General features: G+C 44.4%; 22 protein-coding genes. 10 read left to right on the top strand and 12 right to left on the bottom strand.

The features are described 5' to 3' along the window. Nucleotides 1-2: 2 nt before the first annotated feature. The 5 genes from HQM11_02960 to HQM11_02940 form a co-directional block, all read right to left on the bottom strand. A complete protein-coding gene (locus HQM11_02960) occupies nt 3-1,604 on the bottom strand; it encodes a PEGA domain-containing protein (protein ID MBF0349960.1) in 1,602 nt (533 codons plus the stop codon). Further along, the gene (locus tag HQM11_02955; GenBank protein MBF0349959.1) at nt 1,601-3,226 is read right to left on the bottom strand and encodes a hypothetical protein; all 1,626 of its coding nucleotides are present in this window, start codon (nt 3,224-3,226) and stop codon (nt 1,601-1,603) included. The genes HQM11_02960 and HQM11_02955 overlap by 4 nt, the downstream gene beginning before the upstream one ends. Continuing rightward, nucleotides 3,223-3,795, bottom strand: coding sequence for a TlpA family protein disulfide reductase (locus tag HQM11_02950; protein ID MBF0349958.1), 573 nt, complete (start codon nt 3,793-3,795; stop codon nt 3,223-3,225). The genes HQM11_02955 and HQM11_02950 overlap by 4 nt, the downstream gene beginning before the upstream one ends. Nucleotides 3,796-3,806: 11 nt before the next feature. Continuing rightward, complete coding sequence (locus HQM11_02945) at nt 3,807-4,400, bottom strand: LPP20 family lipoprotein (protein ID MBF0349957.1); 594 nt, start codon at nt 4,398-4,400, stop codon at nt 3,807-3,809. A 991-nt stretch (nt 4,401-5,391) separates the two neighbouring features. After that, nucleotides 5,392-6,555, bottom strand: a complete 1,164-nt coding sequence (locus tag HQM11_02940) for a TraB/GumN family protein (GenBank protein MBF0349956.1) — start codon at nt 6,553-6,555, stop codon at nt 5,392-5,394. A gap of 31 nt (nt 6,556-6,586) precedes the next feature. Between HQM11_02940 and HQM11_02935 the strand changes: the two genes are divergently transcribed. After that, a complete protein-coding gene (locus HQM11_02935; protein MBF0349955.1) occupies nt 6,587-8,347 on the top strand; it encodes a M48 family metalloprotease in 1,761 nt (586 codons plus the stop codon). On the opposite strand, the gene HQM11_02930 is transcribed toward HQM11_02935, so the two are convergent. The 3 genes from HQM11_02930 to HQM11_02920 are packed head-to-tail and all read right to left on the bottom strand — an operon-like array spanning nt 8,292 to nt 11,037. Continuing rightward, the gene (locus HQM11_02930; protein MBF0349954.1) at nt 8,292-10,223 is read right to left on the bottom strand and encodes a bifunctional (p)ppGpp synthetase/guanosine-3',5'-bis(diphosphate) 3'-pyrophosphohydrolase; all 1,932 of its coding nucleotides are present in this window, start codon (nt 10,221-10,223) and stop codon (nt 8,292-8,294) included. The two genes, HQM11_02935 and HQM11_02930, sit on opposite strands and share 56 nt — an antisense overlap. Beyond that, nucleotides 10,223-10,432: a heavy-metal-associated domain-containing protein gene (locus HQM11_02925; GenBank protein ID MBF0349953.1), complete on the bottom strand. Its 210-nt coding sequence runs from the start codon at nt 10,430-10,432 to the stop codon at nt 10,223-10,225. The genes HQM11_02930 and HQM11_02925 overlap by 1 nt, the downstream gene beginning before the upstream one ends. After that, a complete protein-coding gene (locus HQM11_02920) occupies nt 10,429-11,037 on the bottom strand; it encodes an NUDIX hydrolase (GenBank protein ID MBF0349952.1) in 609 nt (202 codons plus the stop codon). Before HQM11_02920 ends, HQM11_02925 begins: the two co-directional genes overlap by 4 nt. 107 nt (nt 11,038-11,144) lie before the next feature. Here HQM11_02920 and HQM11_02915 point away from each other — a divergent pair, with 107 nt between their 5' ends. From HQM11_02915 to HQM11_02895, 5 genes are all read left to right on the top strand, one after another. Further along, on the top strand, nt 11,145-11,780 hold the full coding sequence (locus tag HQM11_02915; protein MBF0349951.1) for an ankyrin repeat domain-containing protein: 636 nt from the start codon (nt 11,145-11,147) through the stop codon (nt 11,778-11,780). A gap of 108 nt (nt 11,781-11,888) precedes the next feature. Beyond that, nucleotides 11,889-12,359, top strand: coding sequence for a 23S rRNA (pseudouridine(1915)-N(3))-methyltransferase RlmH (locus HQM11_02910; protein MBF0349950.1), 471 nt, complete (start codon nt 11,889-11,891; stop codon nt 12,357-12,359). 21 nt (nt 12,360-12,380) lie between these two features. Continuing rightward, nucleotides 12,381-13,673, top strand: a complete 1,293-nt coding sequence (locus tag HQM11_02905) for a hypothetical protein (protein ID MBF0349949.1) — start codon at nt 12,381-12,383, stop codon at nt 13,671-13,673. A gap of 19 nt (nt 13,674-13,692) precedes the next feature. Beyond that, nucleotides 13,693-14,088: a hypothetical protein gene (locus HQM11_02900; GenBank protein ID MBF0349948.1), complete on the top strand. Its 396-nt coding sequence runs from the start codon at nt 13,693-13,695 to the stop codon at nt 14,086-14,088. Nucleotides 14,089-14,092: 4 nt separating this feature from the next. Then, the gene (locus tag HQM11_02895) at nt 14,093-15,226 is read left to right on the top strand and encodes a phosphatase PAP2 family protein (GenBank protein MBF0349947.1); all 1,134 of its coding nucleotides are present in this window, start codon (nt 14,093-14,095) and stop codon (nt 15,224-15,226) included. A gap of 11 nt (nt 15,227-15,237) precedes the next feature. On the opposite strand, the gene tatC is transcribed toward HQM11_02895, so the two are convergent. Next, on the bottom strand, nt 15,238-15,978 hold the full coding sequence (gene tatC, locus HQM11_02890) for a twin-arginine translocase subunit TatC (protein MBF0349946.1): 741 nt from the start codon (nt 15,976-15,978) through the stop codon (nt 15,238-15,240). A 111-nt stretch (nt 15,979-16,089) separates the two neighbouring features. Here tatC and HQM11_02885 point away from each other — a divergent pair, with 111 nt between their 5' ends. After that, nucleotides 16,090-19,032, top strand: a complete 2,943-nt coding sequence (locus HQM11_02885; protein ID MBF0349945.1) for a hypothetical protein — start codon at nt 16,090-16,092, stop codon at nt 19,030-19,032. A gap of 10 nt (nt 19,033-19,042) precedes the next feature. Here HQM11_02885 and HQM11_02880 read toward each other — a convergent pair whose 3' ends face one another. Next, a complete protein-coding gene (locus HQM11_02880; GenBank protein MBF0349944.1) occupies nt 19,043-19,648 on the bottom strand; it encodes a cob(I)yrinic acid a,c-diamide adenosyltransferase in 606 nt (201 codons plus the stop codon). Nucleotides 19,649-19,952: 304 nt separating this feature from the next. On the opposite strand from HQM11_02880, the gene HQM11_02875 reads away from it, so the two are divergent. Beyond that, complete coding sequence (locus HQM11_02875; protein ID MBF0349943.1) at nt 19,953-20,573, top strand: hypothetical protein; 621 nt, start codon at nt 19,953-19,955, stop codon at nt 20,571-20,573. 108 nt (nt 20,574-20,681) lie between these two features. Here the strand turns inward: HQM11_02875 and HQM11_02870 are convergent, their stop codons facing one another. Next, nucleotides 20,682-21,662, bottom strand: a complete 981-nt coding sequence (locus HQM11_02870; protein MBF0349942.1) for a hypothetical protein — start codon at nt 21,660-21,662, stop codon at nt 20,682-20,684. A gap of 228 nt (nt 21,663-21,890) precedes the next feature. Here HQM11_02870 and HQM11_02865 point away from each other — a divergent pair, with 228 nt between their 5' ends. Beyond that, the gene (locus tag HQM11_02865) at nt 21,891-22,997 is read left to right on the top strand and encodes a DUF3187 family protein (GenBank protein MBF0349941.1); all 1,107 of its coding nucleotides are present in this window, start codon (nt 21,891-21,893) and stop codon (nt 22,995-22,997) included. Beyond that, nucleotides 22,991-23,635 carry a hypothetical protein gene (locus tag HQM11_02860; GenBank protein MBF0349940.1) on the top strand — a complete coding sequence of 215 codons (645 nt, stop codon included), beginning with the start codon at nt 22,991-22,993 and terminating at the stop codon, nt 23,633-23,635. Before HQM11_02865 ends, HQM11_02860 begins: the two co-directional genes overlap by 7 nt. Here HQM11_02860 and HQM11_02855 read toward each other — a convergent pair. Continuing rightward, nucleotides 23,632-24,033, bottom strand: coding sequence for a response regulator (locus HQM11_02855; GenBank protein MBF0349939.1), 402 nt, complete (start codon nt 24,031-24,033; stop codon nt 23,632-23,634). The genes HQM11_02860 and HQM11_02855 overlap by 4 nt on opposite strands. Nucleotides 24,034-24,064 lie beyond the last annotated feature (31 nt).

Here is a 24,064-nt window from a genome sequence, read left to right as displayed (position 1 = left end):
GGTTAAAAATGCCAGCGCAGGGAAATCTGTGTTGGACTCTGGAGGTTCGGCACGATTGCCACTTGAAGCCCCCCGAAAAAGTCAGGGGTTTGAACGACCTTGTTATTGAAGTGAAGGCTAAACCAGAGCCAGCCATCTATTCCGAGCAGGCCGACGGTCAACCCATTCATGTTCTCGATCTGAACTCTGTAACTGTTCATGGCGTTCTGGTTTTGGATGTACCTACTTTTGAGCTGTTGCCGCTCTTCATCTGTTTGGGCCAGGTTGTACTCTTTGGCCAACTCATCATTGCGTTTTCCAATGCGGTTATAAGTTTCCGCACGGGTTTGAGCATACCACTGAGCCAGAAGAGCGCCTCCCCAAAGCCCCAGGTGGAGCATCTGCTCAGCTTGAGAAAGTGAGAATTCGGAAGGCGCCGTGAAGTGTTTGGGATACGGAACTTCTTTTCTTACAAATTGTATTTCGATGAGTTTGCTACGGGTAGGTTCCACCTGAATGTTGGGAATCCTGGCGGAATATGTCTTTCCATCTTCGAGTCTCAAGGTATGCAACACATTGGATTCGACTTCCAGAATGCGAGAGGTTTTCCCCTCCATTGACCCGACATGCACTTCATCCAAATAAAGGTCTGCCCCGTTTCTCTGGTAAGGAACCCGAATCACGAGTTTTCCGGGAAGGGGGCGCAAAGTGATATTTTGCGGGGGAAGTTCATGGTTTTGAACATCCAGACTCAATGAATAATCCTGATACAGAGGCATTTTAAGCTGAAGGGTGTGTGGCCCATAGACCAGTCTCAAGGTGCTGAGCGTCTTGAGAGGTTGACCGGACGCATCCTTTTGTTCCTCTCCATTGAGCCAGATGCTGGCGCTTTCAGGATTTGAATTCAGTTTCAGTTCGCCTCTTTGACGTGCCAGTTTGACATGCTCCTTGACTTTTTCTCCGGGCTTCAGCGCATAACTTTTCGTGAAATTTTCATAGCCATCCACCACCAGAAAAATATCGGACTCCCGGTCTGTGTTGAGGCTGATTTCTATCGGAGTGGTTCCCTGATCAATGCCATTCAGAAACACTTTCGCAACCGGATCACTGGTCATCGAAAGAGACGCCTTGCCGATTTGCAGGGTTCCGGTTCGTAAGGACAGGATCATGCCCCGGAGCAGGCTTCTGGCTTTTTCCAATGTACACGCAGAGCATAGTTCATTGGCAGAAGCGGTGGTATCTTCCATCAAATCCACTTTCTGGATCGAAATGTCCCAATCCGGTTCGATTCGGGTGATTCCCACCTGAAAGGAATATTCCGCCTGCAAGTTTTCCCCGATCTTTTTGATACACTGATCTTCAGTGCATTGACTGGATTCCAGTTCATTCTGGACATCAAGAGTGGCTTTTTTGAGTTCCGCTTCGGATTTGAGCGTAAAGTAATATCCCAGTTGGGTTTTGACATGGTTATTCAGGCTGATTTGCAGTTTTTGATCGGGCAACGCCAGAAATTTGATGGGATACACCACAGCGCTGGGCATCTGGGCATAGAGCCAGGACGACCCGGCGAATCCCAACCAATAAATCCACACCAAACTTTTGAACACCTGCCTCATGGGAGTCATGGCATCCTCCGGGCTGGAGTGCCTGAGGGCGCGTTCAGTTTCAGAAGTTCCTGTACAAGAATGTCCCAGGATTCCTGAAGCCCTTTTTGGGCCGTTTTCAGAAACGCTTCTTTCAAGGCTTCAGGAGAGAGCGTTGTCGGTTCTTCCACCAGAAACCGGCGTGCCTCAAAAGTGTGACTCCAGCGGAGCGTTCCCTCCGGCTGATATACCGAATAGGTCAGGGATACCAGCGTTAAGCCCTGATAGACAAACCCTGACTGGGACTGGGATTTGCCGGAAAGAGAGACCGTTAGGAGGAGTCCGTCCGCATCTTTGGGAAGGGGCTGTTGCCGCCGAAGGTTTCCTTTTTTATCCTGAAGTTCCGCCCCACCGGCAGGTGCTTCAGGGTTCCAGAGGGAAAACCCGGTTTCCTGAAGTCTGCGAGCCAGTTCCCGCAGACTCACTTGCAGAATCTCTCCTTGCCCCGGGAGCGATTCCGGCTTGGGGAAACTCCCCGTCAAAAACAGTTTGGGATAAGACTGACAGGCCTCACAGACCTGAACGCCCAAACGCCGGGTGCTGGAGAATTCCTTGAACCTGGAGCTGGTGCGGAAGCGGATTTTGTCCAGAAACCGTGGTTCCTGAGCGTTTTCTTTCAGAAACACGGTCAGTTCCACACCATCCTCTCCCACCCAATACCGGCCATGTAGCACAGGAGCCGGATTTTCGGATTTCTGGAGTCGTTCCCAGTACAGATTGGGCGTTTCTCCCCATTTTTTGGGCTGAAACACTGTTTCAGCACGATTCAGGTGGATCAACTCCTGAACCCAAAACTCACCGGTGTGAAACGAAAGCATACTTTCCTGAGGCTCGCCCAGAACGTCAAAGTACCCCACCTGAAGTTTTTCTGGAAGCTTGGGCAAGACTTTCTGAAGCAGCGCCAGCAGTTCACGTTCCCAGCGGTCTTTTTTGGGCATTTTCGCTAACGTCTGAAGTTCCTGGGACGGTTTCAGATAGAAGTGTTCAAAGCTCACCTCCTCCAGTTTCAGCGTCTCGCTTTTTTCCTGAATCTGATTTTGATAATCCTTTTCAAAGGCAGTGGTTTGCTTGGAACGTAGGGATTTTTCAATCAGGCGGGTTTCCGATTGAATCCGCACCGAAAACTGTTGGCTCAGATTCGCCCGTGCCTGCGTTTCCGCTTTTTCCCGACACTGGTTGGGCTTTTCCGGGCAACTCAGAAAGGAAAGTCCATAGAAATATTCGTCATCTGCCGGAAGCCGGTTGACCCACGCCGGGGATTGATCGCCTTCCGTGATCTGATTGGTCACCGCCCCCACTCCCGGATTGAAATCAGGGGGCTGGGGCCGCATTCCTGCACGCTCCAGACTTTGCTGATGAGCATGTTCTGCCAGTTGAAGTTGTTGTTGATCGGCATTCCCGGTTGAGGGGAGTGGCGAAGCTACCGGATTCTGCGAAGGAGAAAGCATTCCCGCCTGCACCATGTCTTGTTGCTGACGAGCCGATGCCTGATTCAGGATTTCCTGAGTCGAGGGTTCCGAAGACCGGCACCCGATCAAAAGCAGGAATAGTCCCCCGATGATGACGCAAGACCAGAGGGTACGTTTCCAGAAGTCTCCGTTCATAACAGCCTCTCCAGGATCTCAAAGATTTTGGTATCAGAACCTTCCTGAACATAAGCCACCTGCCCCTGCCTGTCTATGATGACAATCGTGGGAAAGACCAGTAGCGTTTCCGATTTTTTGGCCTGTGGAAACAGCTCCAGATTGGCAAAATTTTTAGTCATGGCTCCCATCCTGTCATGATAGGTATTAGCTTCAGGAATCCCCAACGTTTGAACAAAGAGACGGATGTCTTTTTCAGTGTCAGGAGCGTCCTGAATTCCCAGTCCTTCCACGTAAGAATCCACAAACAGCAGGTTCCGCAAGAGTCCTTTCCGTTGCATGAACTGATAGAGTTCCGGCATTTCCTTGATACAAGGGGGACAGCGTGTAAAAAAAAATGAGACCACGATCACCTGCCCTTTGGCTTTGGTGGAATAAAACGGGGTTCCCTCCAGATTGGACAACCGGAACCTGGGAGCCTGAATCGGCTGGGCCTGAATCGGTGTCCAAAAGCCTGACAGAAACAGACACAGTCCCAGTAGAAGAATCCTCCCGAAACATGGAGATTGGATGTGAAAGTACGTTTTCATAAACTCCTGACTCAGGGACGTTTTTTACCCAGTTGTTCATAACCTTTATCAATATTCTGATCCATGAGGGTGAGAGATTCCTGATGCTCGGCTCCTGCCGCTGAGAGTTTTTTGCTCATGGATGCCCGAATCTGGGGAATCGCGTTTTTTTCTTCAATCACCACCCACACATAAAGTTCGTTGCTTTGAGGATCTTTCCACTGTTCAATCGGGGTCGATCCCACCAGCACCTCATTGGCAATCTGACGAGTCGTATTTTCAGTAAACACAGAAGCAATGACACTGGCTCTGGAAGGGGATGCTTCCTGAAGTTGCTTTTCCGTTTCGGTGGCGGCGTTCTGCAAAATCGTCTGGAGTTGAGCCGCTAACTGATTCCGGGCGGTCATGATGGCCTGATTCCGCTGGGTTTGTGTTCCCAATGGAGATTGCGGAGCGCTACCGATTGCTCCAATACCTGTGGCATACCGCCCCAGTGTGCGGACCCACTCGGGTTGGCTTTCGGTTTTGGTTCCTTCCTGAACCACGGGAGTCGTTAAAGCAGAAGAGCATGCGCTCACCAGGAGCAACATCAAAAATGGAAGAAGGCGTATTATAGATTTTTTCATAGGAAATCCTTTCTGAGAGATTGGGGAAACAAAAAACAACATTTGAATAGTCAAAAGGCGTTGTTCTTTCTCAGGAAGAATTGAAGATGGGCGGTTGGAGAAAATTGAAAAGGGAGAGACTCCGGGAAAAAAGAGAGGCTTCAGGAAATGAAATTTTTTTAGTTATTCCGTATATAAACTGCTTGCTTGCTTGCTTGCTTGCTTGCTTGCTTGCTTGCTTGCTTGCTTGCTTGCTTGCTTGCTTGCTTGCGGTGGAACCAAATAGATCGGAGTGAAAGTCAAATTAAAATTCATTATTTTATACCCCATAAAAAGGGTGAGTTTTTGAAATCTGAATGCTTTATCCAGATAAGATAATATTCTTAGTAAGAAACGCGGCAAACTGGCATGGTTCAATTTCACAAGTCGGAAGGTAAAACTTTCAAGCTTCAATAGAACGATAAACTTTTGATATGATGTGATATAGTTCTTTCATTCCATGAAAAGTATTACCCTGTTTTGAGCCAAGCCAGCAAACTCTATCAGATTGTCAAGAAATCTCCAAGTTCAAATTCAGCACATTTTTTTAGGTGGCTGTGGTGGTAAGTCAAAATGGAATCAGGTTCTTCCCGATCATTTCAATCGGATCCAGAATCCAGAACAGTGAGAGCTTTGGCCGCCGGAGGCAAAGATCTCTTTGGGGGAGATCAACTGGCAGAAGCCCTTTTTTCAGCTTCCACAGGGTTTTGATAGGCCAGAGAGGAATGTAATCGTAGGGAGTTGTAAAACATTTCGACTGTGCAGGTATTTTTATTTTATGATGTGAGTTGAAACTCCATTTCACGGCTATCAACGTAAGCCGATCCACTTTGTAAATTCAATGAATTAGAGAACCCATGCAAGGTCAGGCAGGACGTACAATTTTGTCTACAATTTTAAGACCATCTGTATCGGGTTAAGTTGGTAGCCGTAGAACCACAAGGAAACCACCTGAAATCCATTGCGGATTTTTTTATTTCAACAGGGACACAACAGCCATTCCACCCAGAATAGTTCCAATGCTACTGCCAACATTGGCCAGAATGACAACCATCAGAGTCCGTGTGATCCGGTTGGTCCAGAATCCTTTGAAATGTTGAATGTCTTCCCCCAGAAATTCAAAATCCTTGACCTGGGGTTTTCGTATCATTAACTCCACCATTCCCGCGACCCAGCCTGCCGCAATAGTCGGGTTGAGTGATGTGAAAGGTGCCGCGACAAAGGCGGTAAGCCATGTGACAGGATGCCCCATCGCGATCATGGTTCCCAGGGCGGAGAGCGATCCATTGATCCAGAACCAGCGAAAAATCATTTCTGTACTCACCTGAGAATCCAGTCTCAAAAAACCATAGGTAATGATACCAATGATCACACCGGGGATTCCCCATTTCAGGAGGCGGCCCCATTTACCGGGAGGCGGCTTGCTTTCAAGCTCGTTGAAATCATGTTCCTGTCCCATTTCGCGGAGCATTCCCGGCACATGACCAGCACCGACAACAGCCACAATTTTATTTCCCTCAATCTGCCTCAGTTTTTCTGCCATATACTGATCCCGTTCATCAATCAGTGTTTGTTTGATTTGAGGAAAGTGATCCGCCAGTTGTTGCATGGCCTGTGTCATCATGTCCACTTCTTTCAGTTTTTCAATTTCATCCTCGGTGATTTCTTCGTGAATAACAATCCCCATGATCAATTGGTTGAGCAGTTTGGTTTTTTCCCAGAATGATAAATTGCCCCAGATACGTTGCAATGTCAGTCGCACATCACGGTCAATCAATTCCACACGAGCACCGACACTCTTGGCGGTCTCAGCCGCTTCCAGCATTTCAGCGCCAGGCTTGACACCGATCTGATCACCCAGTTTTTTCTGAAAAGAAGACAGGATCAGTGTGGCCATCAGCAAAAAGGTTTTTTTCTCCTTAACCACTTTGAAAATATCCATGTTTTGCCACTGTTCCTCCTGAGACAACGCTTCAAACCGGGAAGCACACAATTCCACGCAAACGACATCCGGGTTTTCGGCCTGAATCACCTGGTTGACCTCATTCACACTGTTTTGTGAAATATGAGCGGTGCCTATAAGAAAAATTGTTTTTCCATCGTGCTGAATTGTGTGTACATTGGCTGAGTATTCCATAGTTCTCATGAATGTGTTTTTTAGGAGTCAAATGTTTTTTCCGTTTCTGCCGTTAATCATGGCCTTGGGAAGTTCTGTGCTACTCATCGCTCCAGCAGATGTATCCATCGGCCATCTTCCACCTGTGGAGGCTGGAGAACTGTTTATCCTGCTGACAGCTTTGCTGATTCTCACTGTCAGAAAATTTGGCACATCTTTCCCGCTTTACCCTACTCTTTCAAGATTTATTCTATGGAGCGGATGGTTTGGTCTGAATTATCTGAGTGACACCGGATTTCAACTGGCAAACTTCATGGATAATTACACCATGGGATCTCCTGTTGCCATGATATTTCTGATTTTTGAATACTGGCTGGCAGACGGAATTCTGGTGGCCTTTTCTTTTCCGGGACGATCCAGACAATCCATCCAGAACACGTTTATCCGACATCTTCGTTTACAGATGCCTATTCTGGTGATCTCACTGCTTCAAAGCGGCTGGTTTACCATCATGGAAATGATCACAGGAGACACCGCGTCTCTCTCGAATTATATCCTGCAGGGCCTGTCAGCCATTATGATGCTGATTGTGACTTCGCCATTCATCACCATCGTCTGCTGGGGCGCTCGTCCGCTCAGGATTCAGCCATTTCATGAATTCATACAGCATGAGATCCAGAAAAATCATGTCAGTGTGGCAAATGTCATGATATGGCCTGCCGGCATCATCAACAGTATCACGGCCGGAGTTATCGGAATTGTTCCCGGATGCCGCTATTTGTTGATCAGCGAGGTATTGATTCATACCCTCAGCCTGGAAGAACTGCGGGCTGTCGTGGCTCATGAAGCTGGACATTTGAGGCATCGACATCTGTTTTATTTCATTCTGGCCTTTTCCTTTGTCATTGAAGTCATGACCGTTTTGATGCTGTTGCTCAGCAGTGCGGAATGGCTATTTGAATGGAAAATTTCGCCTGTCCTGCAAGGGCTGTTGCCATTGTTAGGAATTTTGGTGTTTTTCAGGTTTGGATTGGGATATCTAAGTCGAAATTTCGAACGTCAGGCTGATTGCTGCGCTGTGGAACAAGGATTGTTTTCCGGAATATATCAGGCGCTGTTGAATGTAGGCCGATTGAACGGAATCCGTCCTGAAGAACCCAACTGGCATCACTACGGCATCAAAGAGCGTGTGGATTTTATTGCGGAGTGTGCCGCGCAACCAGATAAAATTCTGCGACACCATCAACGAGTGACTAAAATCAAGCTCTTGTGCGTTGGCGGATTTCTCCTGGTTTTCAGCCTGAATCTGGGACTAATGTCCGATTATTCTCAATATCATCTGCTAAAATATAAACTCGACCAAGTCCGGGAATCACCCCGTCCGCAAGACCTGGCACTCATGTATGAATGGGCTGGCGCGTCCTTCAGCCGGCAAGACATTCCCGAAGCCATCAAGACCTACCGTCGCATTGTCGAGATTTTCCCGGATCAGGCATCAGCACTGAATAATCTGGCCTGGTTGCTTCTCCAGGAACATTCAGATGATCCGGAAGTGAGGAAGGAAAGTATTCAATTGACTCTCAAGGCACTGGAATATGACCATTCCGCTTATATCTGGGACACGCTGGCGGAAGCATATTATGCGTCAAATAATCTGGATTTGGCCTTCAATGCGGCAACGAATGCCTGGAATCAGGCACAGGAACAGACCTCTGTCAATCCTTCACAGGATTATTACAAAGAGCGACTGGAAAAATTCAGGAAGAGTGCGGAGGCACAGGATAAGAATAAAACTCGTTCCAGTATGCTGTGATCAATCGGGAATTATCTGAACTGATCAAGGCTGAACACTCCTGACGATGAATGGAGATTCCATTTCCACGAGTGATGTAGCCACAGATTGCGTCACCGGGCTCAGGATTACAGCATTTTGCCATCCTGACCAGGACATTGCTCATTCCGTCAATCAGAATAGGCCCACTTCTCTGTTTCAGAACGGCTGTTATTCCCTCATGTTTTCTAGGTGCAGGAATTTTGGCTGGTAATTCATCAATCTCAACAAACCATTTCAGAATTTCATCGATCCGCTGACGACCTTCCCCCAGAGATATAAGCATGTGTTCAAAAGAATGGTTTTTATATTGCCGGGCCAGTTGTTCCAGTTTTCCTTCCTTGAAAATTCTGTTCAGATTCAGGTGGTGGTTTTTAAACTCCTTATCCAACAGTTCCCACCCACGCTGACGAAATTCGTCACGCTCATGTTCACGAATCGCATAACGGATCTTGTTTTTTGCCTTGGAGGTCTTGACAGTTTTCAGCCATTCTTTTCGGGGAGTCTGTTTAGTGGAGGTGATAATTTCCAGTAAATCTCCATTTTGCAACGGCTCATCCAGCTTAATGATCTGACCATTGCGACGTGCTCCGGTGATCTGATTACCAACCTGAGAGTGAATCGCATACGCAAAATCAATGGCGGTGGCCTGTTGTGGTAATTCGATGATGTCACGAGTGGGAGTGAAAACATAAATCCTGTCTGTCAGCAAGTCAATGCTGGGTACTGCCGTATCCAGATCATCATCCTGATGCAACTCCCTGACACGATTATACAGGCTCGCATCCTTCGCGTGAGGATGGTGTCCTTCCTTGTAGGCCCAATGGGCCGCCACCCCGTATTCCGCGACCTGATGCATTTCATAGGTGCGTATCTGTATTTCAACTTTTCCGTACTGTTCCGTATCAACGGTGGTGTGGAGTGACTGATAGCCATTTGGTTTAGGTGTTGCGATATAATCCTTGAACCGCCCTTCAAACGGTTGCCATTTTTCGTGAATATAACTCAACACTTCATAGCAGTTTTGAACAGATTCCGTCAGCACACGAAATGCGATGAGATCATGGATTCGATCAAACTGATAGTTGACTTTGGGCATTTTCTTGAAAATGGAATAAAACCGTTTGTAACGTCCATACACTTCATGCGGAACCTGGGCATCTTCAAGCATTTGGTTGATCTCACGTGTGAAGATATCCACCATTTGCGCCCGTTCATATCTTTTTTTGGAAACCTTCTCTTTAAGTTCATAATAAATCTCGGGATTGATATAACGCAGAGAATTGTCTTCAATTTCTGCTTTGACCCAGAAGATTCCCAAACGATTTGCCAGGGGAACGTATAATTTCATCAGTTCATTGATCAACAACTGACGAAATTCTTCCTCCATTTGATCAAGATCCTGCATTTGCTGAAGTTTAATCACCAATACCACTGAAAGCAACTGCACATCCGCGGTGAGAGCAACCAACATTTTTCTGGCCATCTCCGATTGCTGATCATTTTTCAGACTTGGTCTTATGGAAAGGACGTGGGACAGACGCTGATACAACGCATGAACTTCAGGATTAAGCTCTTGCTGATGCTGGGAAATGATGGCCGGTGAGGCTTCAAAAAAGAAATAAAGAATTCCTGCCAGAAAGTATGCCGCATCAGGATTCAGGTGGGTCAACCGGTCGATCAGTAGCGGAGCACCATGAAATTTTGCCAGGAGCCGTGTCTGATATTTTTCCAGAAGATTCCACAGCCATTCAGGATCTTCGGGAAAATCCAGTGGTTTAATCAAAACTTTAAGCCGTTCAAGAGGAGAAATTTCCTGGCGACTGTTTTGCTGGAACGTGCTGACTACGTTCATCATCACCCGGCTTTTACCAGAGTATAACCAGCCTCTTCAATCGCTTCAGACAGCAATTCAGTGGATACCTGCTGCTCTGCCTCAATCACAGCCTGGCCTGTTTTCAGATCAATATCAACCACCTGCAACCCGGGTAATTCTTCCAAGGCTTCTCTGACATGCCGAACACAATTATGACAGGTCATTCCTTTGATGTTCAATGTTTGCTTCATAAGACCTTTCTGAATGAAAAATTATTCATCAACCACGCATGAAAAAACAGATACAATTTTGCGTCAATGACGCTCCCTCTGGATAGTTCTTCGTTAAAAAACGCGGATATTTCGTTAGGGTTCACGACAAACACTTCAATGAATTCATTGGGTTCTGTGTCAGGAACAGGATGTTGATTTTCAGGAAGCGTTTCATCAACTTCCAGAAACACAAAATGACAACGTTCGGAAATGATTCCAGGAGACAGATACAGCGATGGCGTCACTTCAAGAGCGTTTCCGATATAGCCTGTTTCTTCCCGCAATTCACGGATCGCTGTTTGTTCCGGTGTCTCCGAGGTATCTCTCAACCCCGCAGGAAATTCGAGGGTGTAATGACCGGCTGGTGGTCGAAACTGACGGATCAGAATGTATCGGTTACTGGGGACCATTTTTGCTACGGCAACCGAAGCTTCAGTCATATTTTTACGATGAACACATTCCCAATGTCGTTCGACTCCGGCTTCATCCTGATAAGTTGTCTGCACCAGATCTATCCATTTCCCTTCATGAAGCGAGCTTTCATCAATAATTCGTGCAGGCATTTTTTTGAGGAGTTCAGACATATCTTTCAACTTCCTTGTGCTTTTTATTGGAACGTGAAATGAGATTTCGAAAATTAACTGACAATAAGGTTTTGAAACCAGAGTTCTGATTTTCGTTCAAAGTGTCTATGCGCCTCAAATGTTATGTGATCATTCTTGTGGGTCTGAGTTGTCTCTTCAGTCCCTGTACGGCTTCAGCAAAAGATTCTTTGGATTTTCTGGAACAAGCCTTTATTATTTCCGTCAGAAAAGGTGAGTTTGAGCAAGTCAACCGTTTTATTGAAAGCGGTATCAATGTCAATCTCAAAACCCCCGAGGGAATGACACCCCTGATATGGTCAGTCGTAGCATATCAACCGCATGTATTCAAACTTTTGCTGTTAAATCTTAAATTGGTAGATGATATTGATAACAACGGTTATTCAGCATTGATGTGGGCCGCTAAACTGGGACACGCGGATATGGTGGATCCCTTGCTTAAAATGAAGGCTCGTCTTGATTTCAAAGATTATCATATGGGGTGGGATGCGCTCATGATTGCAGTCAACCATGGCAACCATGAAGTGGTTCAACTGTTGCTTGAAGCAGGAGCCTCACCCAATCGACAGGACCGTTTTCAATGGACTCCGTGGGCACTCGCCAAAAGCAGGAATGATGTGTATCTGGAGGAACTCCTGAAAAAATATGGAGCGACAGAGTGGCTATGCCGTACCTCAGAAATTGGTCCACAAGGAGATATCGACTGCCAAAATGATTATCGATAATAGTCCCTCAGACATTATGCTTGAGATTCCCGACCCTGTTCTATATCTTTTCTGATAGACTCAGAACAAACAGGGAAAGGCATTGATTCGACTGGTAAAAGGAGTGTTTTGTACAAGATTCGTGTGATCTGGTTGGGAAAATCCCAGGAAACCTATGTCAGGGACGGAATAAATCTTTATACAAAAAAACTGACTCCCTATGTAAAAACTGAGTTGCAGGAATTAAAAGCGGCGCCTTATTCCACCGGAATGTTACAACAAAACCGACAGGATGAAACACGCAAGGTTATCACTCTGCTTGAACCTGGAGAGACTTCTGTTTTTCTGGATGAGAATGGATCTGTCTGGAGTTCTGTTCAACTGTCTCAATGGTTTGAACAGCAGAAACGGGTTCAGTTTTCCCGAATTAACTTCCTGATTGGCGGTGCCTACGGATGGGCTCAGGAATTGATCCCACAGGGAGCACTCAAGCTTAGTTTATCGCCAATGACATTCAATCACCAAATGGTGCGTATTATTTTACTGGAACAAATCTATCGGGCATTCACCATTCTGAATGGTGAGCCTTACCATCACTAAATTTCTATTCAATATCGGGCTATGTTATTTCTGTTAAGGATCAGTCTCATTCTTCTATTGTTCAGCCTTGTCGGTTATTTTATATTTCTGAATGACCGTAATGTCGCGATTGGATTGTTTGGCAATTACAGCATTCATCTCTCTCTATGGGTTGTGATTTTCTCAGCGTTTGCCGCAGGTATCTTTCTTGCTGAAATTCGCCTGATTCTGTTTCATCCAGACCGGGTGGTTCAAAGATTCAAGCAACGCTATCAAACCTTTAAGAGCAGTCGGCAAGATCAATTGCTTGATGAATATTATGACGCGTTCATGCGGCGTGATATTGAAAAAGTCCGTCAGCACTATGGTTCGCTCAAAAGCATGCAATACCACCCATTGAGATTGAGAATTCATCATCTTGAATCCAAGATTTTTGAAATGAACAACCAGCAGTTGATGAATGCCTATTACGATTTGCGCCAAAAATTCCCAGGCAATCTACAGGTGTTGATACCCTACCAGAAATTAGCCATTTCCCTCAAGGAATGGGCCTTGGTTGAACGTCTGAGCCATGAAATCAGTGATGTGGTCCGATTTCATCCGGATAGTTTGAATGGTTTCCGATTATGCGCTGAATCAAGAAATGACCTGGAACAATGCCTGCACTACGAGCAACAGCTCCTTCAACGATTCAAAGGGAGTTATTTTGCTGAACAGATTCTTGCGGACCATGAAAAACATCTGCTGCGCTACCTGGAGCAACAACCATCCCGTCTGAAAGACCTGAAACTGGATTATCTCCCCAATGCCCAGCAATTCAGGGGCACTCACTTTATTTTTCTTTCCCTTGGCGAAAGTCATTTACTTGTACAAGATGGGCAGTATCTGAAAGCGGCTAATCTTATCAAAAAATGCTATGATTCTTCAGGGTCGCCAGTGCTGATCGATGAACTGGAGTCTTTGTATTTTCTGTCTGGAAAACAGGATAAAATTGGAAGCTTGCTTCAATCAATAACGCAATCTCCCAATAAATCCGCCTATGTTGATCTGGTATTGTGTCGTGTTTGGTATAAAGAAAACAAAATTGAAGATGCCGTTAGACAACTCAACACGATTGAATCAGATGCCGGTAAATTTCAGGCGTTCCATGCACTGAAATATTTGTGTGCGGTGAAACGTCAAAGTGAACTATCAATATGCTCTGACTTACTCAAAGAAGATGAACTTATCAAACCGCAATATGAATGCACCCAGTGTCACCATACAGGCCACTGGTCACCTGTTTGCCCGGGTTGTGAGCAGATCAACACCATTCAACTTGCAATACGTCATTGAAATCCAGAGGGGGGTCTCCATGAAAAGTTTATGTTGGCTTTTTTTGTTTATCATCAGCGCCTCAACACTTTGGGCTGATCCCTACAATGAACACAGAGTTCAGGAGTTATACCGCCGTTATTCACGTTATGATCCCAAAGATCTTAACAAAATGACTGCTGAAAAAGCTTTGCGTTATCACGAGCGGAAACAGCAGGAAGAAACTGTTTTGGCGACAAACCGCGCTCAACAAATCAGGAGTTACACCAACGTGGCTCGTGCCAAACAGGAAAATCGGGTACAAACCCAAAAGAAATATCAGACGGCCATCATTCAAACCCTTCAGGACGCAGCCAGAAACGCTTCAAAAACATATTACAGAAAAAACCTTCACAAGCCTTCCAATATACCCGACCATCTTAAAGACACACCGTAATTTCATGCATACCACACACCGCCTTAATTTAAGAGGACTGGCCATTTTATCTTCGACATTCCTGATTATGATCAGCCTGACATGGATACTGATCTATCTGGATGCCGACCGACAAATTGCCTCAAAATTTTTTCTTGGAGGTCGGGGAGAATGGGCCTACATCGATCAACAGCCATGGAAATGGCTGTATGCGTATGGCACCTATCCGGGCCTATTCCTGTTATTAGGATGCATTGTCACACTTGGCATGTCTCTGATTAATGGAAAACTTGGAGGATGGAGACGTTATTTATTACTAACCATTCTCACTTCCATTCTGGGAGGAGGAATTCTGGTCAATGCTGTCCTGAAAGATCATTGGGGACGACCACGGCCACGACAAATTGAAGACTTCGGAGGCAAGTGGGAATATAAAAACACTTTTGAACCCGGCGTTGCCGGCAAAGGCAAATCTTTTCCCTGCGGGCATTGTTCAATGGGATTCTCGTTCATATCGCTCGGTTTCTGGTACCAAAAATCCAGAATCATCGGAACCGCTGGCACTGCGTTTGGAATGGTCTATGGACTATTGATGAGTATTGCCAGAATTGGACAGGGGGCTCATTTTTTGACAGATGCGCTCTGGTCATTGGGCATTATTTTTATGACGGCAACTATTTTGTATTTCTATATTTTAAAAATTCCGTTGCACGATCTGGATGTTCCCACAAACAAAAAATTAAAAATTTCGACACCCTGGATTTATCTGCTAATCTCTGCCATTTGTGGTGTGATGCTGGCTTTTTTTCTGACACGCAGACCTGTTTACGAAGAATTTACTTCCTCTCTCAACGATTTGTCCGCCATTGAATCCATTGTCATTGTCACTAATATTGCCGTTGAAGATATTGAACTGACCAGCACATCTCATGAAAGCGCAAAAATCATTTCAAAAGTTCAGGGATTCGGTTGGCCCAATGCCGATTGGAAACTAAATTTTAAGCAAACAATAACCACAGACCATTCTTTGATAATACATTATTTTTTGGCAGAAAATGGATATTTTTCAGAAAAAAATATAAGCATGAATTTTAAAATTCCTGAGTCACTGCATCGCAAAACAACCATCCAGTTCAGGAATATTTCTGAGATTGAATAAACACGCAGAAGTTATTTATCAGACTTCTCCGTAGTGTCTTCACCGGAAACAGTACGTTCACTGAAATAAGCAACAACAATGCTGATTTCATACAGAACAAGGAGCGGTCCGGCCATGAGAATCTGCGTAAAAACATCTGGTGGCGTCAGTATCGCTGCGACAATAAAAATGACGACAATTGCGATTTGACGGTGTTCTTTCAACCCTTTTGAATCAACCAACCCCATTCTTGCCAGAAAAAAAGTGATCACAGGAAGTTCAAATACCATTCCGAACGCAAACAGGAGTTGAATGGTGAGGGATAAATAATCTCCCATTCTCAAAGACGGGAGCGTGAAAGCGTTTTGAAATCCCAGAAAAAAATCATAACCGAACGGAATCACTACAAAGTAGCCAAAGAGCCCACCGCCAATAAACAAAGGGTATGAGACAAATAAAAAAGGCCAGAACAGTTTTTGCTCCTGTGGATAAAGCGCCGGTTTGATAAACAACCAACCTTGCCAGAGAATGAACGGAAAGGATAAAAATAAAGAAGTGTATAAACCAATACGAAGATAAGTAAAAAAAGGTTCTGTCAACTCATCAAATACCAGCGGAACATTTCTGGCTGCCAGAGGAGCTCTGAAAATCGTCAGTATGGGTTGGTTCTGATCGACTTCAATGTAGGAAGCAATCATAAACCCAACAAACACAAAACTGCTGGCAATAATCAATCGTTTTCTTAGTTCTGCCAGATGTTCTGATAGCGGCATGGGCGTATCGCCTGGTGCACTATCAAGGTCATCAATGGTTCGTGATTTCTGTTGCTGGTTATCCATAAATTTTTCCAGTTAGTTTGGAAGAATGATCAACAAAGGAGGAATATGCCTAACCTGATACATCGTTTCATTCAGGCAATATCCGGTTTCTGTTTCTGGATGGTACTCGTTTCAGGAATATGGATTTTTCAGGAAAGTGTTGTTTGCGCCAAAGATGAATACATCATTTTGCATACGTTGCAAACTGGAAAAGGAAAGGTGTATGAGGCCATTTACAGTCCGGATAGCCGCACAATAGCCACTCTAAATAACGCTCATACTATTGAGTTCTGGTCTGCCAAAACTGGAAAAAGGCTGAAAGTGATTCCCACAGGACGCCATAAAGCCATAACCATGAAATTTCATCCACGAACAGATGTTCTTATCACAGGAGGCATGGATAACACCATCCAAATTTGGGATATCAACACAGCCCAATCACAATCCGTTTTGCGGGGACATTTAAGCCAGGTCAGTGCCTTGGCGATCAGTCAGAAAGGCGATTTGCTCATTTCAGGAGATAAAAACGGAAATATTCTGATATGGGATCTGCAATCCAAAACATTGCAAAAAAATATGGGTAAAAGCCATACGGGCGTCATCAACAGCATCGCCATTCATCCTAACGATAAGGTCTTTGCCAGCGGTGGCAAAGATAAAACGATCGTTATATGGAGTTTGCCTCAGAGAGTCCCGTTGCACAAACTCAATAAACAATTGCAGGACATCACTGAACTCCGATTCCATCCTGAAGGAAATATTCTGGGAAGCAGCTCCAGTGATAGCACCCTTATTTTATGGAACTGGAAAGACGGCCTGTTTTTGAATCAAATTGGCGATCATAAAAAAGCGATGACCGGGTTTGATTTCCATCACAATGGTCAATATGTGGTGACTGCCAGTGAAGACGCAACCATTATGATCCGTTCTTTGCCTCAGGGGGAGCTTGTCGCTTCATTAAAATCTGTGGAAGAACCGGTTGTCAGTGTTCACTTTGATGCCAGTGGTAAAAGTATTGTCGCGGCATTTGAAAAAGATGTGGCAAAAACATGGAGACTCGACAAATCATCCTTCCTTGCATCGCTTAAAGGACATACGCGCCCCATCACATCGCTGGATTTTTCCAGCAACGGGAAATATCTTCTGTCCTCTTCCATTGATAAAACAGTCAATATCTGGAGTATGGAAAACAAACAGCTTTCCAGAAGTTATGGTACACAAAATCACACGGTGCAACAAGCTCGCTTTGCACCTGATAATCTATCCTTCGCCACTGCGGGCGCGGACTCCACCATTGGTCTGTGGGATTCACAATCAGGAAATCAACTCACTTTATTAAGGAAACATCAGGGAAAAGTGAATGCTATCAGCTACCATCCTGAGGGCGAAGTTCTGCTTTCCGGCAGTTCAGACAAGCAATGGATCTTGTGGGAATTAAAACGCAAAATCCCCATAAAAACAAAAATTGCCCATACTGACCAGATAACCAGTGTTATGTTTTCTTCCAAAGGTACGATGTTTGCCACAGGAAGTGCCGATCGAACGGTCAAGTTATGGACATTTCCTGAGGGTGAACCCATCAAGATCATGAAATCGCACCAACAGACCATCACGGATCTGGCATTCAGCCATGATGATCAATTGCTGGCTTCAGCGTCTCAGGATACAACCATCACCATCTGGGATATTTCCAAACCATCGCAACCTCAACTCAAAGCCACTCTGGAAGGTCATCAGTTTATTGTAACTCAAATTTTTTTTGCTAAAGATGATCGCTCCCTGATTTCAATATCCCGAGATAAAACAACACGGTTGTGGGATATTAACTCAGGGGAGTTAATCAGAATCCTGAGTGGTGAAGACACGCCGCTAACATCCGGAGCTATTTCGCCTGATGGAAAACTGATTGCTGTCAGTTCACTGGCAAATGAAATCATCCTGCTCACGTATCCATTGAATATTGTTGAGTTTGACGAACATAAAACTGAACCTCAACAATTGAGTTCAACCCCTGCAAATGAGCCTGCATTAAAGGTCGCCATGCCGCAGCAACGTCCTGCCGCAGAAAAAAGTGTGGTTGATTCTTCTGATTTGATGGATGCCGATGATGAGGAACGCCCCTCTGGCAGATCATCACTGAATGTTTATGCCGTCATGAGTGATGACCGCCAGGAAGAGATTAATGAAGGCGAGCGGTTGCAACAATTACTCAACCGGTTGATGCGTCAGGAAAAACTATGTCTCAACTTCAATGAGATAGAAGAGATAGCCTTTAAAATCCTGAAGTATGTTCCTGATGACCAGGCGGCCTATCATGCGTTAATCAAAACAGCTATTTTGCGGGAAGACCTGAAAATGGTTTTTTTAATGGCAAAACTTGGTAGTTTAGGCACCTTCCGCAGTAATCGTTATACCTATGCCAAACAAATCGAAGTCACCGCTTTTATTGATTATTGGCTCAACAACATTTTTGATTCTTCACTTGCCAGGCAAGGTGATAAACTCATTTTAAGCATAACGAACTGCCAAAAACAGAATAAAAACCTGGAAATTCCCTTGATTCTGAGCCGAATCGGAATACCTGAAGAATTTCTGCGAAAAACCCTGGAAATTCCCCGTTTTCTGGATCATCGAGATTTTAACGTGTTACCCGATGATGAATTTTTGCGTCGTCTGGCAATGGAAATCAAACGCTCACTTAGCACAAATCAGCCTTATCCGTCAGGACGACAGCCCACCCCACCCACAACCACTTCGCCCATGCTATTGACAGGTAGTTTTACCTTGAATCTGGCTCGCCTTCAATTGTGGGGCAATTCAGAAAATGTGATTTTTCAGGTAAGAGAAAGCAGTGGCGAATGGCAGACGTATAAAACGGATAAAGACAAGATCAGCGAAATGCTTCTGCCAGCAGGACAATATTATTTGCGCATTGGGGAACAGATCCGGCGGGCTTTTATTTTAAAGCCCAATGGCAAAGCTGAGATCACAATAGACAGTACTCGTTGAGTACAACACACTACTTCCATTTCCAATCGGGAATGGATTTTCCAGGTTCCCAAAGGATTTCTTTTTCTCCCAACGTTGAGGTGACCCATCGTCCAAAAACAAACAGCGCATCCGACAACCGATTCAGATACATAATAATGGGCTTGTTGACCGGATCCAATCTGTTTAGCCGAATAACTTCTCGTTCAGCTCGTCTGCAAACAGTTCTCGCCTGATGTAAAAAAGCATTGACCGCACTGCCGCCTGGAAGAATAAAACTGGTTAAGGGTTTTAATTCTTCATTCATGGCATCAATCACCAATTCAAGCCATGAGGCATCCTGTTCGGTAACTTTAATTTGTCCCTGATATTCATCGCCCGGAAGCGTAGCCAGTTCCGACCCCATATCAAACAATTTCTGCTGAATGGCACCAAGAATGAGATCAAATTTTTGTTGACGATCAGACGTTTCTTTTTGTTCATTGTGATAGCGAACGATACCCATGATACTGTTCAATTCATCCAATGTCCCATAAGCTTCAATCCGCAGATGGTCTTTAGGAATGCGTTTCCCCCCAACCAATCCCGTTTCTCCGCCATCTCCTGTCCTTGTATAAACTTTTGTAATTTTCACCATTGTTTCCTCCAGAATATTTTCAAGCATCAATCACCCCGGTTTAATAGGCTCTAAACGGTATACTCACAATGCAAATTTATTCCAATGATCCTGTTGCCGAATAATATGCTAAATCAACAACCACCCATAAAATATTGTAATTCAAGGCGATTGCATCTGAATCAATGGCCATTCGCTGATTTCCGTATAGCGGTTCTCAACAAAGCTGGTGCAATCTTTGAGAGAAACGTTCAGACTCATTCCCAGATCAAATGATCTTGCACCCGCACCCTGAATTAAACGTAATCAATTATTGGAGAACAATATGCAACAGTATGAATTCATCATTCAAAAAGCCTGGAACGACGCTTCTTTCAAATCACGCCTGATGAGTGCCCCTAAAGAGACCTTTGCCAATATGGGTTATGACTTGGGAGATGTAGAAGTTCGGGTTCATGATGATGCCGCCGATAAAGCTCATTTCGTGTTATTGACCAAAGAACAAGCTGCGTGTGTTGACCTGGAAAATGATCAGGTTCTTGGTAAAATCACCAAAAAAGCCTTGGAAGACAGCAACTATAAAGCACGATTGTTGAGCGATACATCAACCGCAGTACGAGAAGTTCTTGGAATGGAACCTCCTCAAAATATTGTGATTCATGAAAACACCAATAAAATTCTCAATTTAGTAATTCCAGCTAATCCAGATACCAGCGGAGAGCTTAGTGATACTGATTTATCCATGGTTGCTGGAGGAAAAGGGCTTACGATCAATTGTGAAACCATTAGTGGCGTGTTGACTGGAGCTGGAAACCTGACCGCAAAAGTTGGAAGCTATCTGCCCGGAAACTTTGGTGGATTGTTCAGTTCACTTGGACCGATCATGCTCGGTGGCGGAAACGCTGTCGGAAAAACATCCAACTTCCTTGGATTTATGGGAGCATAATCAGATCCATTTTCAGATAACCGCTTAAAGAGGTGACTTCCCATTTGCCTCCTCCTCACTATCACCGGGAAGTCACCTCTTTTTTTGCCTGCCGTACCTGTTAATTCCCTATCCATTCTGAAGAGTTGCTAATTGAAGAATGGTGGTTTTCAATGTTTCCAGTTGAATCAATATCATCTCTTGTTGCTCTAAAGACAACGTCGTCCAGTTATCTTCTATTTGTGCCTGCAATTGATGAAGTCGCTGAAGTTTTCCATCAGACTCATTGGAATATCGCTTCACCACACTGGGTTGAAACGCCTGAATATTTTCATTATGCAGCAGCAACTCCAACTCTCTGAAATTCCAACGAAACAAAGCCGCTATTTTTCTAAGTAATTCCTTGTCAGGAAAAGACGCTCCATGTTCAATGTTTTGGTAATGCTCCAGGTCAATATTCAGCAAGAGCGCAATAGCATGAGCTGGCTGTCCTGAATCAATTCGCCCCTGATAAAGACGGTTCGCAAAAGTTTCTGGCGATACAGGTTGCTGAGCTGGACCTGAAATTACTGCCTGTTGAGGCATTTTTGATTGAAATGTTTTTAGAGACAACGGCGGTTGAACCGAAACCATTCTTGGAGATGTCTGCTGATACAACATTCTTTTCACCTGAATATAATTCCAGCTAAATAAAGAACATATTCTTTTAAGCAGGTCTTCAGGAGGAATGACGTTGTTTTCAAAACTCAGATAATAATCTTCAGAAATATTGAGTAAGGTGGCAATAGCAATGGGTGGTTGGCCAACCTTGTTTCTCGCATTCACTAACATTTGATGGAAATCCTTTTTTCCAGCATTTCCAGTTCCTGATAAAACTGGAGCTGTTTTCTGATTGGGACGTCCTGCAGAATTTTGTGCAATCCGTTTGATATCATTATAATTCCACTCAAATAATGCACATAACTGGTGTAAAAACTCATCTGAAGGAATCCAGTCCTTTTCCAGTGCACGGTATTCGTCAGGTGTGATTTGGAGTAGCAAGGCCAAACCTTCCACACTTTGCTTGATGGATTCACGAAATTCTCTAACCATGTCATTCAATTTTGCCATAATGATTTACTCGCCTAGCGTTTTATTAATCAATGAACAGAAACATATGAAATACCATGGTTTTGGTTCCAGGGTACACTTCTTGATTTGCTGAAAGTGAATACTTTGCCCGAATGAAAGAGAACATTTTGTGGTTGTCTACCAATGGTCATTAAATACAGGCTTGGCAAGCATTTTTTATTCCTTTGCATGGCGTTAATTGTCTGCACCCATGCGGAATATTTTGCAATGGCCAAGACAGAAAATTCCGGTTTGGGACCTTTAGAGGTACGCACACAATATCCTGTGACGCTACCTGTCCTCGCCCTTTATCCTGAAAATACCGCCACCATTGGTGAGCATAAGATTTATATGTCCTATAGCCTGACGATCGGAAATACCTTTATCAACACACAGGGATTTCGCAGTTACATCACAGGTGAGCCTGCTATCACCGCCACTCAAGTGCAACAGGGATTGATTGAAAGTGATTTCTATGATCCTGATATTGAAGGAAGTACAGCCGATCGTGTTACAAAAGGATTCCGACTCTATATTGATGTGGAAAGCCAGCGGCAACTGATCAGGTTTAAATATGGTCTTACAGAAGACCTTGAATGGAGCGTGGAGGTCCCTTATATTTCATTCGACGGAGGTAGTTTTGATGAAACTATTGAGAACTTTCATGAATTGGTCGGAATTGATAACAGTGCGTCTTCTGGTGGCTATCGCACAGCATCTCCTCGAAACCGATACGATTACTATGTGGTTAAAGATGGACAGTTTGTCATTAACAACACACAACCATTTTCTAATGTACAAGGTGATGTTGTCACAGGTTTCAAATGGCGATTATGGGAAGGCGGTGGTGTTATACCTGCGGCTTCGTTAAAATTTTCCTATAAATTTGGAACACCCGCAACCCAGGACGGTCAGGAGCTTGTCAGTTCGGAGACACCCAATTGGGGAACCTATTTACTGTTGTCCAAAGGATTCAATGAGTGGGTTGTCTATCTTGGCGAAGGTGTCAGCATCATTGGCGATAATGGAGTATTTGCCCAAAATCTCTTCCACCGATTCATGGCAATGGAATACCGAATTGATCCGGAATCATCTTTCTTAATCCAAACCATGAGCCAGAGCAGTATTTTCCCCAGATCAGTCTCAGCAAATCCCAGAGGATCATTTCAGGATGGTAGCAGTTTTTCCCTGTCAAGCTCTACGGATGTTTTAGTCCTGGGATACAAAGCATGGTTTGGCAGTTTTATGTTTGAAACCGGAATGATCGAAGATTACAACCAGGGAGGACAGGAAACCGATATTGTCTTCTATACTGAATTGGGGATAAAATGGTAAATTTCCGCTACATTCGATTCATATTTGTTGGGCTGATTTTCTGGAATACCGCCGTCAAAGCTGCGGATCAGACATTTTATTTTTTATCCCTGCAGACCGGAGCGCAGGACACGTCCACCACAGGCGACACGTATCTTGAAAAATTGTCTGAAACTCATGGCTCTCTGAAGCAGGCCCGCAATGTGGTTCCTGTTGTGCTTTCCTTTGATTTTTATCGAACATCTGGCAACTGGGGAAGTGGCTTTGGAATAGATCTGCACCGATACAATCACACCTACCAATTACAGGATAAATCTTCCGTAGAACTTGGGACAGTGGCCACGCTCTTCGCATTCTCAATCTATTATCGGGGAGGTTTCTGGTTTCCTTATGTTGGCTTTGGAGCAGGTAACTATACCGCAAAAATTCAGGAATCCTTAAATGCTACCAGTGATTCGGAGGCGACAACCGCAAATTTTACCGATGCGGCCGCGCATACATTTCACTATAAAGCTGGAATCAGAATTCCATTGGGCGCTTGGGGAATTATGGCGTCATGGGATTATATTGCGGCCAAATTGACGATGAAAACAGAAAACAATACCACCTTGGAACTGGGTGGTAACGCCGCATTATTTGGTGTTTATTATGGTTTTTAAATAATCCCCTGATTCCTGTCTAACTGAAAACCCATTTGATTCAATTTTTTGATCACCATATCACGATTGAATGGTTTTACGATGTAATCATCACAACCTTCTTTGATACATTGTACAACCACTTCTTTTTCAGAATGCGATGTAACCATTAAAATTTTTGCACGTAGCATTTTATTAATTTTTTTTGAATTTTCTAATTTTCGAACAATCGTTAAAACTTCAGTTCCATCCATTCCCGGCATCACAATATCCAGGGTGATTAAATTGAATGGAGCACCCTCTTTGAGAGATTCATCATAAACCATAATCGCGGCTTTACCACTGTCAACCGCGATACATTCCCCAAATTCTTCCATAATTTTCTGCATTTTCTTACGGCTGACAATTTCATCATCCACAACAAGAATTTTCATCTCATTCTCCTTCAAT

The sequence above is a fragment of the SAR324 cluster bacterium genome, assembly GCA_015232315.1.
Taxonomy (GTDB): Bacteria; SAR324; SAR324; order SAR324; family NAC60-12; genus JADFZZ01.
The sequence above is the reverse complement of the archived record's forward strand: the minus strand, read 5'-3'. Positions and strand labels throughout refer to the sequence as shown.

What these genes read in the sequence shown, in the direction of transcription:
- HQM11_02960 (MBF0349960.1), bottom strand. Translation starts at nt 1,604, where the DNA reads ATGACTCCCATGAGGCAGGTGTTCAAAAGTTTGGTGTGGATTTATTGG.
- HQM11_02955 (MBF0349959.1), bottom strand. Translation starts at nt 3,226, where the DNA reads ATGAACGGAGACTTCTGGAAACGTACCCTCTGGTCTTGCGTCATCATC.
- HQM11_02950 (MBF0349958.1), bottom strand. Translation starts at nt 3,795, where the DNA reads ATGAAAACGTACTTTCACATCCAATCTCCATGTTTCGGGAGGATTCTT.
- HQM11_02945 (MBF0349957.1), bottom strand. Translation starts at nt 4,400, where the DNA reads ATGAAAAAATCTATAATACGCCTTCTTCCATTTTTGATGTTGCTCCTG.
- HQM11_02940 (MBF0349956.1), bottom strand. Translation starts at nt 6,555, where the DNA reads ATGGAATACTCAGCCAATGTACACACAATTCAGCACGATGGAAAAACA.
- HQM11_02935 (MBF0349955.1), top strand. Translation starts at nt 6,587, where the DNA reads ATGTTTTTTCCGTTTCTGCCGTTAATCATGGCCTTGGGAAGTTCTGTG.
- HQM11_02930 (MBF0349954.1), bottom strand. Translation starts at nt 10,223, where the DNA reads ATGATGAACGTAGTCAGCACGTTCCAGCAAAACAGTCGCCAGGAAATT.
- HQM11_02925 (MBF0349953.1), bottom strand. Translation starts at nt 10,432, where the DNA reads ATGAAGCAAACATTGAACATCAAAGGAATGACCTGTCATAATTGTGTT.
- HQM11_02920 (MBF0349952.1), bottom strand. Translation starts at nt 11,037, where the DNA reads ATGTCTGAACTCCTCAAAAAAATGCCTGCACGAATTATTGATGAAAGC.
- HQM11_02915 (MBF0349951.1), top strand. Translation starts at nt 11,145, where the DNA reads ATGCGCCTCAAATGTTATGTGATCATTCTTGTGGGTCTGAGTTGTCTC.
- HQM11_02905 (MBF0349949.1), top strand. Translation starts at nt 12,381, where the DNA reads ATGTTATTTCTGTTAAGGATCAGTCTCATTCTTCTATTGTTCAGCCTT.
- HQM11_02900 (MBF0349948.1), top strand. Translation starts at nt 13,693, where the DNA reads ATGAAAAGTTTATGTTGGCTTTTTTTGTTTATCATCAGCGCCTCAACA.
- HQM11_02895 (MBF0349947.1), top strand. Translation starts at nt 14,093, where the DNA reads ATGCATACCACACACCGCCTTAATTTAAGAGGACTGGCCATTTTATCT.
- tatC (MBF0349946.1), bottom strand. Translation starts at nt 15,978, where the DNA reads ATGCCGCTATCAGAACATCTGGCAGAACTAAGAAAACGATTGATTATT.
- HQM11_02885 (MBF0349945.1), top strand. Translation starts at nt 16,090, where the DNA reads ATGCCTAACCTGATACATCGTTTCATTCAGGCAATATCCGGTTTCTGT.
- HQM11_02880 (MBF0349944.1), bottom strand. Translation starts at nt 19,648, where the DNA reads ATGGTGAAAATTACAAAAGTTTATACAAGGACAGGAGATGGCGGAGAA.
- HQM11_02875 (MBF0349943.1), top strand. Translation starts at nt 19,953, where the DNA reads ATGCAACAGTATGAATTCATCATTCAAAAAGCCTGGAACGACGCTTCT.
- HQM11_02870 (MBF0349942.1), bottom strand. Translation starts at nt 21,662, where the DNA reads ATGGCAAAATTGAATGACATGGTTAGAGAATTTCGTGAATCCATCAAG.
- HQM11_02865 (MBF0349941.1), top strand. Translation starts at nt 21,891, where the DNA reads ATGGCCAAGACAGAAAATTCCGGTTTGGGACCTTTAGAGGTACGCACA.
- HQM11_02860 (MBF0349940.1), top strand. Translation starts at nt 22,991, where the DNA reads ATGGTAAATTTCCGCTACATTCGATTCATATTTGTTGGGCTGATTTTC.